This is a genomic window from Cronobacter sp. HA18003 (assembly GCF_011605905.1).
In the GTDB taxonomy this organism is placed as follows: domain Bacteria; phylum Pseudomonadota; class Gammaproteobacteria; order Enterobacterales; family Enterobacteriaceae; genus Cronobacter; species Cronobacter sakazakii.
In genome coordinates, this window is sequence record NZ_JAANQO010000023.1 from 132,153 (window position 1) to 144,243 (window position 12,091).

Annotated in this window: 10 protein-coding genes and 1 riboswitch; of the genes, 6 read left to right on the forward strand and 4 right to left on the reverse strand. The window is 56.5% G+C overall.

The window, feature by feature from the left end:
* Window position 1 precedes the first annotated feature (1 nt).
* Window positions 2–1,726 carry an acetolactate synthase 3 large subunit gene (gene ilvI / locus G6041_RS14670; RefSeq protein WP_004386412.1) on the reverse strand — a complete coding sequence of 575 codons (1,725 nt, stop codon included), beginning with the start codon at window positions 1,724–1,726 and terminating at the stop codon, window positions 2–4.
* A gap of 399 nt (window positions 1,727–2,125) precedes the next feature.
* Window positions 2,126–3,070, reverse strand: a complete 945-nt coding sequence (gene leuO, locus G6041_RS14675; RefSeq protein ID WP_007864271.1) for a transcriptional regulator LeuO — start codon at window positions 3,068–3,070, stop codon at window positions 2,126–2,128.
* Between the two features lie 616 nt (window positions 3,071–3,686).
* Between leuO and leuL the strand changes: the two genes are divergently transcribed.
* The 5 genes from leuL to leuD all read left to right on the forward strand — a co-directional run bounded on the left by leuL (window position 3,687) and on the right by leuD (window position 8,552).
* The gene (gene leuL, locus G6041_RS21680) at window positions 3,687–3,773 is read left to right on the forward strand and encodes a leu operon leader peptide (RefSeq protein WP_100207198.1); all 87 of its coding nucleotides are present in this window, start codon (window positions 3,687–3,689) and stop codon (window positions 3,771–3,773) included.
* Window positions 3,774–3,870: 97 nt separating this feature from the next.
* Window positions 3,871–5,442 (forward strand): 2-isopropylmalate synthase, encoded by a 1,572-nt coding sequence (gene leuA / locus G6041_RS14685; protein WP_007847237.1) that lies wholly within the window; start codon window positions 3,871–3,873, stop codon window positions 5,440–5,442.
* Window positions 5,442–6,533 (forward strand): 3-isopropylmalate dehydrogenase, encoded by a 1,092-nt coding sequence (leuB, locus tag G6041_RS14690; protein ID WP_012125769.1) that lies wholly within the window; start codon window positions 5,442–5,444, stop codon window positions 6,531–6,533. Before leuA ends, leuB begins: the two co-directional genes overlap by 1 nt.
* 2 nt (window positions 6,534–6,535) lie before the next feature.
* Window positions 6,536–7,936 (forward strand): 3-isopropylmalate dehydratase large subunit, encoded by a 1,401-nt coding sequence (leuC, locus tag G6041_RS14695; RefSeq protein ID WP_007783795.1) that lies wholly within the window; start codon window positions 6,536–6,538, stop codon window positions 7,934–7,936.
* Window positions 7,937–7,946: 10 nt separating this feature from the next.
* Window positions 7,947–8,552: a 3-isopropylmalate dehydratase small subunit gene (gene leuD / locus G6041_RS14700; protein WP_012125770.1), complete on the forward strand. Its 606-nt coding sequence runs from the start codon at window positions 7,947–7,949 to the stop codon at window positions 8,550–8,552.
* A gap of 171 nt (window positions 8,553–8,723) precedes the next feature.
* On the opposite strand, the gene G6041_RS14705 is transcribed toward leuD, so the two are convergent.
* Entirely contained in the window at window positions 8,724–9,902 is a 1,179-nt protein-coding gene (locus G6041_RS14705; protein WP_007895931.1) for a sugar efflux transporter, read from the reverse strand.
* 119 nt (window positions 9,903–10,021) lie between these two features.
* Window positions 10,022–10,186 (reverse strand): glucose uptake inhibitor SgrT, encoded by a 165-nt coding sequence (gene sgrT, locus G6041_RS14710; RefSeq protein WP_007847224.1) that lies wholly within the window; start codon window positions 10,184–10,186, stop codon window positions 10,022–10,024.
* An 86-nt stretch (window positions 10,187–10,272) separates the two neighbouring features.
* On the opposite strand from sgrT, the gene sgrR reads away from it, so the two are divergent.
* The gene (gene sgrR, locus G6041_RS14715) at window positions 10,273–11,937 is read left to right on the forward strand and encodes an HTH-type transcriptional regulator SgrR (RefSeq protein ID WP_012125772.1); all 1,665 of its coding nucleotides are present in this window, start codon (window positions 10,273–10,275) and stop codon (window positions 11,935–11,937) included.
* A 35-nt stretch (window positions 11,938–11,972) separates the two neighbouring features.
* A riboswitch (TPP riboswitch) is annotated at window positions 11,973–12,074 on the forward strand.
* Window positions 12,075–12,091: the final 17 nt, after the last annotated feature.

Below are 12,091 nucleotides of genomic sequence, written 5' to 3' on the forward strand. Positions count from 1 at the left end.
ATCAGGTTCTCTCCGTTTTGCTTAACCACATTTCATCCATTCCACCGCCGCGAACCTGCATCGGATAAACGTGCTCGGTGCCGTCCACGGTGACATCGACAAACACCAGCCGGTTATTGCGCACATGTTCCAGCGCCTCGCTGAGTTTGCTTTCCAGCTCTTCCGGGCGAGTGATGGAAATCCCGATATGGCCGTAAGCCTCCGCCAGTTTGACGAAATCCGGCAGCGATTCCATATAGGACTGCGAGTGGCGTCCAGAGTAAATCATGTCCTGCCACTGCTTCACCATGCCCAGATAGCGGTTGTTGAGGTTAAGCACCAGTACCGGCAACTCATATTGCAGCGCGGTGGAAAGCTCCTGAATATTCATCTGGATACTGCCGTCGCCGGTCACACACACGACGGTCTCTTCCGGTAACGCGAGCTTCACGCCGAGCGCCGCCGGCAAGCCGAAGCCCATCGTCCCAAGCCCGCCGGAGTTTATCCAGCGGCGCGGTTTATCAAAGGTGTAATGGAGCGCCGCAAACATCTGATGCTGGCCTACATCGGACGTCACGTAGGCATCGCCTTTGGTCAGACGATACAGCGTTTCGATAGCCGCCTGCGGTTTAATGCTGCCGCTTTCGCGGTCGTAATTCAGGCACTGACGGGCGCGCCACTGTTCAATCTGCTGCCACCAGTCGCGAATATCGTCCAGCGGCTGCTGGCTCTCTTCCTGGCCCAGCAGTTCCAGCATCTGACTCAGCACCTGGCGCGCGTCGCCGACAATCGGCACATCCGCCGCCACGGTTTTAGAGATAGACGTCGGGTCGATATCGATATGCAGCACGGTGGCGTTCGGGCAGTACTTCGCGAGGTTATTGGTCGTGCGATCGTCAAAGCGCACGCCGACTGCGAAAATAACGTCCGCATTATGCATCGTCATGTTCGCTTCAAAGGTGCCGTGCATTCCGAGCATCCCCAGCGCCTGACGGTGCGTGCCCGGAAACGCACCCAGCCCCATTAATGAAGAGACCACCGGCACGTTGAGTTTTTCCGCCACGGCGCGCAGTTCATTTTCACAGGCGGCGGTAATCGCGCCGCCGCCCACGTACATGACCGGCTTTTTCGCGGCGATAAGCGTTTGCAGGGCGCGTTTGATCTGCCCTTTATGGCCCTGCGTTGTCGGGTTGTAAGAGCGCATGCTGACGGTTTCCGGCCAGACATACGGCAGCTTTTTCGCCGGGTTGAGGATATCTTTCGGCAAATCGACCACCACCGGGCCTGGTCTGCCGCTGGCGGCGAGCCAGAACGCCTTTTTCAGCACCGTCGGGATATCTTCGGTTTGCTTCACCAGGAAACTGTGTTTAACCACCGGGCGGGAGATCCCCACCATGTCGCACTCCTGAAATGCATCGTAGCCAATCAGCGAGGTTGCGACCTGGCCTGACAGCACCACCAGCGGAATGGAGTCCATATAAGCCGTAGCGATACCGGTAATCGCGTTGGTGGCGCCAGGGCCGGAAGTCACCAGCACCACGCCCACCTCACCGGTCGCGCGCGCCAGACCATCCGCCATATGCACCGCGGCTTGCTCATGGCGCACCAGCACATGATCAATACCGCCAACGGTATGTAGCGCGTCATAAATATCAAGCACCGCGCCACCGGGGTAACCGAATACTTGCTTTACGCCCTGATCGATAAGCGATCGGACGACCATCTCGGCTCCAGACAACATCTCCATGGTTTGCCTCCAGGCTTTTGTTTACGGACTGACGGCAGAAGTCATTTTCCGCACGGTCACTGGTACAGGTGTGATGCCCTGTCGTTAATTATCGTTATGAGTTTCCCCTAACATAACCGCTGAAAATGAGGCAGGCAATTAACAATCAGGCGTCGCCGGGCGCGCCAAATGGCGGCGCGACGCTGAAGAAAAGCGATTAAACGGAGAGATATGCTGAATATAAGCGGCGCTTATGACCGTTAATTTCGCAACGCCCATTTCTGACAGTGATAAATCAAAAAAAACGGCGGGAAGGGAATGCGCCACGAAGCAGGGATTAATAACAGAATAAAATATCACGAAAGAGAGCATCTACAGAAAAACGGGCGGCTACTGCCACCCGTTTTTTTTCAGCGTCGGTTATCGCCGACAGACGTTTGATAACAGCTCTTCCATCCACTGATGGCCCTTATCGCGCCCGGCCGCTTCATGCCAGGAGAGATAACAGGTACGGCTGTTTAATTTAAACGGCAGCGGCATAATTTGCAGTTGCAGCGACTGCTCATAATCCTGCGCCAGCCAGCGCGGCGCGATGGTAATAAGATTCGTGCGCGATACGACATTTAATACGCTGGTCAGTGCCATACCCTGATAAGCGATGGCGGCCTGTTTTTCTGCGGTGTCATACCACGGCAAACTAAAAGAGCTAAAACGATCTAACGCCACCACCGCATGCTGCTCTTTAAATACTTCACTTTCACGTAACAAATTATCTTTACGCGGATGGCTCTTACTGCTTACCAGCACCATTTCATCTTTAAATAGCGGTACGCAGGTAAACTCCGGGCGACGGAATTCATCGTAACCAATGACAAATTCTGTCTCCTGGTATCGCAGTTGATGTTCGATATTCTGATTTAAAGAAGATTTAAAGACTAAATGAATATTGGGCGCGATATTCATTACGCTGTTGTAAATAATAGACGTCAGAAGATTATCCAGCGGACTGCACACGCAAAGATTAAACAGTCTTTCGCTGCTGAGCGGTTCAAAACCAGAGCCAGGCAGCTCATTTTGCACCAGCTGAAGCGCCTGACGAATCGATCCGAACAGCTGACACGCCCTGACCGTGGGCTGAATACCGCGCCCGTAGCGTACAAAGAGTTCGTCATTAAACATCACTTTAAGGCGCGCGACCGCATTACTGACAGCGGGTTGAGACATTCCCAGCATATGCGCGGCGCGGGTGATGTTTTGCTCCTGCATGACCGCATCAAAAACCGTCAATAAATTCAGATCGACCGTGCGTAATTGCGGTTTCAGCCCTTCAGACGCGGGCAAGTGTTCAATATGCTCACCAGACATAATCTACTCCACTGATACATTATTCCCTTTGCATGCATTACCCAGAACATTCCGTTTATCATGTAGCAATTTCAGGCAAAAGAGGAGGTTCAAAAACTCATAAAAAGTTGCTGTTTTGAATTAAAAGTTCATTAATAGACAATAAAAATAAATCTCCTGATATTTTAGGACTTTGTTTATCATGGTACTTTTCTTACAGCCCGATCAAATCATAAAAAAGACGAATAAACAACAATTCACTTAATGAATTATCAATTAAGTTTTCGTAAATACTTCACTTTTTTAATAAATGCGACGGCGTGCTTTGAATTATTCACGCTCAAATGTCATCACATCCTCACTCGCGCTTTTAATTCATTGATATGATAAATAATCTAACGCAATTAAGCCGATAAAAAGGAACTAAAAATGCGCATCCGAAGGGCTTCAACACTTACGCCTCGCTTAACGTATACATATATTTTATATAACTGCGATTACTCAGCATAATCCACTAAATCCGCATCTGGCGTCGCCCGTTTGGGTTAACTGTAGAATTACGGACAGGGGGTTGACATGGTCTGTGGTATCAAGTACCACTAAAAGCCTGTTAACGCATTTATTCGGGACATGATTCATGATTCGCATCGTTCGTTTCGCTGGTCTACTACTACTAAACGCATCCTCAGTGCGCGGTAGACTGGTGCGCGACGTTCAGCGGTAACGCTTGAGTCAGGTCATCAGAAATAAAAAACCCGCGCCGCTGCGCGGGTTTTTTTATGCTCACGCAAGGCGCCCCAGGATAAAAAAGGACACCAACCATGAGCCAGCAAGTCATTATTTTTGATACCACATTGCGTGACGGTGAGCAGGCGCTCCAGGCGAGCCTGAGCGTAAAGGAAAAACTGCAAATCGCGCTGGCGCTTGAGCGCATGGGTGTCGATGTCATGGAGGTCGGTTTTCCGGTCTCTTCGCCGGGCGATTTCGAGTCGGTCCAGACCATTGCCCGTCAGGTAAAAAACAGCCGCGTCTGCGCCCTGGCGCGCTGCGTGGAAAAAGATATCGATGTGGCCGCCGAATCCCTGAAAGTTGCCGAGGCGTTTCGTATTCACACTTTCATCGCCACCTCGCCGATGCACATCGCGACCAAACTGCGCAGCACCCTGGATGAAGTGATTGAGCGCGCCGTTTATATGGTAAAGCGCGCCCGCAACTATACCGATGACGTCGAATTCTCCTGCGAAGACGCAGGCCGCACGCCGATTGCCGATCTGGCACGCGTGGTGGAAGCCGCCATCAACGCGGGTGCCACCACCATTAATATCCCGGACACCGTCGGCTACACCCTGCCTTTCGAATTCAGCAATATCATCAGCGGCCTGTACGAGCGCGTACCGAACATCGATAAAGCGGTTATCTCCGTTCATACCCATGACGATCTGGGCATGGCCGTCGGCAACGCCCTGGCCGCCGTGCAGGCGGGCGCGCGTCAGGTGGAAGGTACGTTAAATGGTATCGGCGAACGCGCGGGCAACTGCGCGCTGGAAGAAGTCATTATGGCTATCAAGCTGCGCCAGAACCTGATGAACGTCCACACCCGCATTAATCACCAGGAGATCTGGCGCACCAGCCAGACGGTGAGCCAGATCTGCAACATGCCGATCCCGGCGAACAAAGCGGTGGTCGGCTCTGGCGCCTTCGCCCACTCGTCCGGCATCCACCAGGACGGCGTCCTGAAAAACCGCGAAAACTACGAAATCATGACGCCGGAATCCATCGGCCTGAATCAGGTGCAGCTGAACCTGACTTCACGCTCCGGCCGCGCCGCCGTGAAGCACCGCATGGAAGAGATGGGCTACCACGAAAACGACTACAACCTGGATGACCTGTACGATGCCTTCCTGAAACTGGCCGACAAAAAAGGTCAGGTGTTTGATTACGATCTGGAAGCGCTGGCCTTTATCAATAAACAGCAGGAAGAGCCGGAGCATTTCCGTCTGGAATATTTCAGTGTGCAGTCCGGCTCAAACGCCATGGCGACCGCCTCTGTGAAGCTCGCCTGCGGCGAGGAGATCAAAGCCGAAGCCGCCAACGGCAACGGCCCGGTCGATGCCGTCTATCAGGCCATCAACCGCATTACCGATTACGACATTGAGCTGGTGAAATATCAGTTAGGCGCAAAAGGCCACGGCAAAAACGCGCTGGGCCAGGTGGATATCGTGGTCAGCTACAACGGCCGTCACTTCCACGGCGTGGGGCTGACGACCGATATTGTCGAATCCTCCGCCCGCGCGATGATCAACGTGCTGAATAACATCTGGCGCGCCGGCGAAGTCGAGAAAGAGTTGCAACGCAAAGCACAGAATAAAGAACACAATCAGGAAACCGTGTGATGTCTAAAAATTATCATATTGCAGTTTTGCCGGGCGACGGTATTGGCCCGGAAGTAATGGCGCAAGCCCTGAAAGTACTGGATGCCGTTCGTGGTCGTTTTGATATGCGTATTACCACCAGCCATTACGACGTTGGCGGCATCGCCATCGATCGCCACGGCAACCCGTTGCCGCAGGCAACCGTAGAAGGCTGCGAGCAGGCCGATGCCATCCTGTTTGGCTCGGTCGGCGGCCCTAAGTGGGAAAACTTGCCGCCAGCGCAGCAGCCGGAGCGCGGCGCACTGCTGCCGCTGCGTAAACACTTTAAACTGTTCAGCAACCTGCGCCCGGCGAAGCTCTATCCAGGTCTGGAAGAATTTTGCCCGCTGCGCGCCGATATCGCCGCCAACGGTTTTGACATCCTCTGCGTGCGCGAGCTGACCGGCGGTATTTACTTCGGCCAGCCGAAAGGCCGCGAAGGCAGCGGCATGCATGAAAAAGCGTTCGACACCGAGGTCTACCACCGTTTTGAAATCGAACGTATCGCCCGCATCGCGTTTGAGTCGGCGCGTAAACGCCGTAATAAAGTCACCTCGATTGATAAAGCGAACGTGCTGCAAACCTCGCTGTTGTGGCGCGAAATCGTCAATGAAATCGGCAAAGAGTATCCGGATGTCGAGCTGGCGCACATGTATATCGACAACGCCACCATGCAGCTGATTAAAGATCCGTCGCAGTTCGACGTGCTGCTCTGCTCCAACCTGTTCGGCGATATTCTCTCTGACGAATGCGCGATGATTACCGGCTCTATGGGGATGCTGCCTTCCGCGAGCCTCAACGAGCAGGGCTTCGGCCTGTACGAGCCGGCAGGCGGCTCCGCACCGGATATCGCCGGGAAAAACATCGCCAACCCGATAGCTCAGATCCTCTCGCTGTCGCTGCTACTGCGCTACAGCCTGGAAGCCGACGACGCGGCGACGGCGGTTGAAAACGCGATTAACCGCGCGCTCGCAGAAGGCGTGCGTACCGGCGATCTGGCCCGCGGCGGCCAGGCTGTCAGCACCGATGAAATGGGCGATATCATTGCCCGCTATGTGGCCGAAGGGGTGTAACCATGGCAAAGACCTTATATCAGAAGCTGTTTGACGCTCACGTGGTTCATGAGGCCCCGAACGAAACGCCGCTGCTCTACATCGACCGTCATCTGGTGCATGAAGTCACCTCGCCGCAGGCGTTTGACGGCCTGCGCGCCCATGGTCGCCCGGTGCGCCAGCCGCGTAAAACCTTCGCCACCATGGATCACAACGTCTCCACCCAGACCAAAGACATCAACGCGTCCGGCGAAATGGCCCGCATTCAGATGCAGGAGCTGATTAAGAACTGCAACGAGTTCGGCGTTGAGCTGTACGATTTGAACCATCCGTATCAGGGCATCGTGCACGTGATGGGCCCGGAACAGGGCATCACCCTGCCGGGCATGACCATCGTCTGCGGCGATTCCCACACCGCGACCCACGGCGCGTTTGGCGCGCTGGCGTTCGGCATCGGCACTTCGGAAGTGGAGCATGTGCTGGCAACCCAGACGCTCAAACAGGGCCGTGCAAAGACCATGAAAATTGAGGTCAACGGCCGCGCCGCACCGGGTATCACCGCGAAAGATATCGTGCTGGCGATTATCGGTAAAACTGGCAGCGCCGGCGGCACCGGCTATGTGGTGGAATTCTGCGGCGACGCTATCCGCGCGCTCAGCATGGAAGGCCGCATGACGCTGTGCAACATGGCGATCGAAATGGGTGCCAAAGCGGGCCTGGTGGCACCGGATGAAACCACATTTAATTATGTTAAAGGCCGTCTGCATGCGCCGAAAGGCCAGGATTTCGACGAGGCCGTGGCGTACTGGAAAACCCTGAAAACCGACGACGGCGCGCAGTTTGACGCGGTTGTCACGCTCAATGCCGAAGAGATCGCCCCGCAAGTCACCTGGGGCACCAACCCAGGCCAGGTGATCGCCGTAAGCGACGCCATTCCCGATCCGGCCTCGTTCGCCGATCCGGTTGAGCGCGCCTCCGCCGAGAAAGCGCTGGCCTATATGGGCCTCAAGCCCGGCGTGCCGCTGACCGATGTGGCTATCGATAAAGTGTTTATCGGCTCCTGCACCAACTCGCGCATTGAAGATCTGCGCGCCGCGGCTGAAATTGCCCGTGGTCGTAAAGTGGCACCCGGCGTTCAGGCGCTGGTGGTGCCAGGCTCAGGCCCGGTGAAAGCGCAGGCGGAAGCCGAAGGGCTGGATAAGATTTTCATTGAGGCTGGTTTTGAATGGCGTCTGCCTGGCTGCTCGATGTGTCTTGCGATGAATAACGACCGCCTGAACCCGGGCGAGCGCTGTGCGTCCACCAGCAACCGTAACTTTGAAGGCCGTCAGGGCCGCGGCGGGCGCACGCACCTGGTCAGCCCGGCGATGGCCGCCGCCGCCGCTGTAACCGGCCGTTTCGCCGATATCCGTAGTCTGAAATAAGGGGAACACCATGGCAGAGAAATTTACCCAACACACCGGTCTGGTGGTTCCGCTGGATGCGGCGAACGTGGATACCGACGCGATTATCCCGAAGCAATTCCTGCAAAAGGTGACGCGTACCGGCTTTGGCGCGCATCTGTTTAACGACTGGCGCTTTCTGGATGACAAAGGCGAGCAGCCGAACCCGGAATTTGTGCTGAATTTCCCGGAGTATCAGGGCGCGTCTATCCTGCTGGCGCGTGAAAACTTCGGCTGCGGCTCGTCGCGCGAGCACGCGCCGTGGGCGCTGACCGATTACGGTTTCAAAGTGGTGATTGCGCCGAGTTTCGCCGATATCTTCTACGGCAACAGCTTTAACAACCAGCTGCTGCCGGTGACGCTCAGCGATGAAGAAGTGGATGAGATGTTTGCGCTGGTGAAGGCCAACCCCGGCATTCGCTTTGAAGTGGATTTAGAAGCGCAAGTGGTGAAAGCGGGCGACAAGTCTTACAGCTTCAGCATCGACGCGTTTCGTCGCCACTGCATGCTGAACGGACTGGACAGTATCGGCCTGACGTTGCAGCACGAGGACGCCATCGCGGCGTATGAGAAAAAACAGCCCGCGTTTATGGGGTGAGTTTTTGCGGTTTACCTGGTGTTTACGGCGGGTGCGCGTGGCTTACCCGCCCTACGAAAATACGTTTAAGAGTTTGTAGGGCGGGCAAGCGCATCGCACCCGCCACCCCCTTCCCTCACCCGTTTAACCGTAGGGCGGGTAAGCGCAGCGCACCCGCCATCAGACAATGACTTACACGTCTTTAACCCGACTCGTCAGCCACAGCGCCACCAGCGCAACCCCGGTCATCACCGGGTATACCGCGTAATGCCCGAAACTCTCCACCAGCGCCCCTTGCACCACACCCGCCAGGATCACACCCGTCGAAATACTGTTGCTGAAAAGCGTGGTAGCGGAACCCGCGCGCCCCGGCATCAGATCCTGAAACCAGATCATCCCAAGCCCGGCGACAATCCCGATAAACAGCGCGTTAAAGAGCTGCAACCCAAGCAGCGCCTCGCGACTGTGAAAGAGATTAAGCCCGGCGTAGAACAGCACGCCCGCAGCCACCGCCAGCAGCATCATTGGCTTTTTACCGAACCGCTTCACGTAAAACCCGGCCAGCAGCATCGCCGGGATCTCAAGCCCCGCCGCGGTGCCCATCAGCACGCCCGCGAGACTCTCCGGCAGCGCCAACTCCTGGCTCACCCACAGCGGCATATCGATGATATACATCGTATTGCAGGTCCACATCAGCACGGAGGCGATAAACAGCATCCGTACGTTCTTGTCCTTCCAGCCGCTCACCTGCGTGATGGCCACATCGGCGGGCTGTTCAATACGCGCCACCGAGGGCAGCGCGAAAAAGATAATCACCAGACTCAGGATAAAAATCCCGGCGGCGATTAAAAACATGGTGGTAAAGCCGAAACTCAGCGCCAGCATAAACGACAGCGGCGGCCCGATAACCCACGCGAGCGAGAGCTGCGCGCGCATGACCGAGCTGAACATCACCGCCTCGCGGGCAGAGTTATCGGCATACTCACGCGCCAGCGCGAAAAGCTGCGGCATGGCGGTATTCGCGAGCGACGCCAGCAGCACGCCTGCGGTAATCAGCGTCAGGTAGTGACGGTTAAAGGCAAATAACACACAGTTGCCGACCGCCATCAGGCAGCAAAAAAGGATCAGCTTGCGTCGGTCGCCCCGGCTGTCGGAGCGCTTCGCCAGTAGCAGGCTGACGGCAATCCCGGCAATCGCGTTCACCGTATAAAACAGCCCGACCCAGAACGGCGGCGCGCCGACTTCGCGGCTTAAAAACAGGCTCAGCGTCGGCGCCTGCAGCGCGCCCGCTACGCCCATCATGAACGCGACGACCATAAAAGCGAGATAGACGACATTAAGCCGTCGGACAAACGTAAGAAACCACAGCATCGGGCGCATCCTTTCAGTTGAGGCGGGCGAAATCGTGCTCATGATAGACGAAAAAAGCCAGCAGTAGCACACTGCTGGCAGGTGAAAAGCACCAATACTCAGTTACACGTGATGTCCGCTTAGCGGCGCTTAAACGTCACCGGGAATGTCACATCCCACTGCATGATCTCATCCAGCATTCGTTGCGGCGTTTTACCGTTCAGGCGGGCCAGCCATGAGCCGGAAAGACGTTGCGTTGCGCTGAAATACTGCTGATAAAACCTGCATGTTGACGACGTTTTCATAAGCCCCTCTGCTTTCATCGAAGAGAAGTATTGCCGTAATATAGGGAATATTAAATTGATGAGTTTCGAGCGGGAGTTCCCCTTTTATGCCTTCAGGTCGTCTGCAACAGCAGTTCATCCGTTTGTGGCAATGCTGTGATGGCAAGCCGCAGGAAACGACGCTCAACGAACTGGCCGAGCTGCTGAGTTGCTCGCGCCGCCACATGCGCACACTGCTGAACGCCATGCAGGCGCGCGGCTGGCTGACATGGGAAGCCGAGGCCGGACGCGGCAAACGCTCCAGGCTCCAGTTCCTCTATACCGGGCTCGCGCTGCAACAGCAGCGGGCGGAAGATCTGCTGGAGCAGGACAGAATCGATCAGCTGGTGCAGATCGTCGGCGACAAATCCACGGTGCGTCAGATGTTACTTTCACACCTGGGCCGCAGTTTCCGTCAGGGACGCCATATTCTGCGCGTGCTCTATTACCGCCCGCTGCAAAATCTGCTGCCCGGCAGCGCCTTGCGCCGTTCAGAAACCCACATCGCCCGGCAGATTTTCAACGGCCTGACGCGCATAAACGAGGAAAACGGGGAACTGGAAGCCGATATCGCGCACCACTGGCAGCGTATTTCCCCTTTCCACTGGCGCTTTTTCTTACGCCCCGGCATCCATTTTCATCATGGCCGCGAGCTGGACATGCTCGATGTCATCAGCTCGCTCCAGCGCATCTGCGCCCTGCCGCTCTACGCGCATATCCGTGAAGTGGTCTCTCCCACCGCCTGGACGCTGGATATTCATCTGAGCGAGCCCGACGACTGGCTGCCGTGGCTGATGGGTAGCGTGCCGGCGATGATCCTGCCGCGAGAGTGGCCGGAGTTGCCGAAATTCGCGAGCCAGCCCGTCGGCACCGGCCCGTACGCGGTGGTACGCAATAACAGCAACCAGCTTAAGATCCACGCTTTTGATGACTACTTTGGCTATCGCGCGCTGATTGATGAAGTGAATTTCTGGGTGCTGCCGGAGATAGGCGAAGAGCTGAGCTGCGCCGTTCAGCTTGAAGGCCCGACGCGCGACGCCGACGAAAAAGCCGTGGAGAGCCGCCTCGAAGAGGGCTGCTACTATCTCTTATTTGATTCCCGCTCGCGCGTCGGCGCGATGCCGGAGGTGCGCCGCTGGATAAGCTCGCGCTTTACGCCTGCCCGCCTGCTGCACCGCGCCGCGCCGCACTATCAGCGCCTCTGGTTTCCGGCTTACGGCCTGCTGCCGCGCTGGCACCACGCGCCGCAAATTCCTGAGGCGCAGAAACCCGCCGGGCTGGAGCGTCTGACGCTCACCTTTTATGGCGACCACAATGAAAACCGCATTATCGGCGCGTTGCTGCGCGACATTCTGGCGCAGGAGCAGGTGGAGCTGGAGCTGCGGGAAGTGAGCTATGAGGAGTGGTATCAGGGCGATATCACCAGCGATCTGTGGCTTAACAGCGCCAACTTTACGTTGCCGCTCGATTTCTCGCTGTTCGCGCACCTGTGCGAAGTGCCGCTCATTCAGCGCTGCATCCCGCTCGACTGGCAGGGCGACGCCCAGCGCTGGCGCACCGGCGCGCTGAACCTGCCGCAGTGGTGCCGCACGATGCTGGAGCGTCAGGACATTCTGCCGCTGATCCATCACTGGCTGATGCTCCAGGGCCAGCGCAGTATGCGCGGCGTGCGCATGAACACGCTCGGCTGGTTTGATTTTAAATCCGCCTGGTTTGCGCCGCCGGAGCCGTAACCCTTTCGCAACATTACGCAAATCATTACAATGGGCCGTTCTCAACGGGGTGCTGCCGGCTGACCGGTGCGCTGAGATAATACCCGTCGAACCTGATCCGGATAACGCCGGCGAAGGGATTTGAGGCTACCGCTCAAAATCCTTTGCCCCCATT

Bases quoted from the DNA above. Each gene is read 5' to 3' on its own strand.
- leuC (WP_007783795.1), top strand. From the start codon at position 6,536: ATGGCAAAGACCTTATATCAGAAGCTGTTTGACGCTCACGTGGTTCAT.
- ilvI (WP_004386412.1), bottom strand. From the start codon at position 1,726: ATGGAGATGTTGTCTGGAGCCGAGATGGTCGTCCGATCGCTTATCGAT.
- leuA (WP_007847237.1), top strand. From the start codon at position 3,871: ATGAGCCAGCAAGTCATTATTTTTGATACCACATTGCGTGACGGTGAG.
- sgrR (WP_012125772.1), top strand. From the start codon at position 10,273: ATGCCTTCAGGTCGTCTGCAACAGCAGTTCATCCGTTTGTGGCAATGC.
- leuO (WP_007864271.1), bottom strand. From the start codon at position 3,070: ATGTCTGGTGAGCATATTGAACACTTGCCCGCGTCTGAAGGGCTGAAA.
- leuD (WP_012125770.1), top strand. From the start codon at position 7,947: ATGGCAGAGAAATTTACCCAACACACCGGTCTGGTGGTTCCGCTGGAT.
- leuB (WP_012125769.1), top strand. From the start codon at position 5,442: ATGTCTAAAAATTATCATATTGCAGTTTTGCCGGGCGACGGTATTGGC.
- G6041_RS14705 (WP_007895931.1), bottom strand. From the start codon at position 9,902: ATGCTGTGGTTTCTTACGTTTGTCCGACGGCTTAATGTCGTCTATCTC.
- sgrT (WP_007847224.1), bottom strand. From the start codon at position 10,186: ATGAAAACGTCGTCAACATGCAGGTTTTATCAGCAGTATTTCAGCGCA.
- leuL (WP_100207198.1), top strand. From the start codon at position 3,687: ATGATTCGCATCGTTCGTTTCGCTGGTCTACTACTACTAAACGCATCC.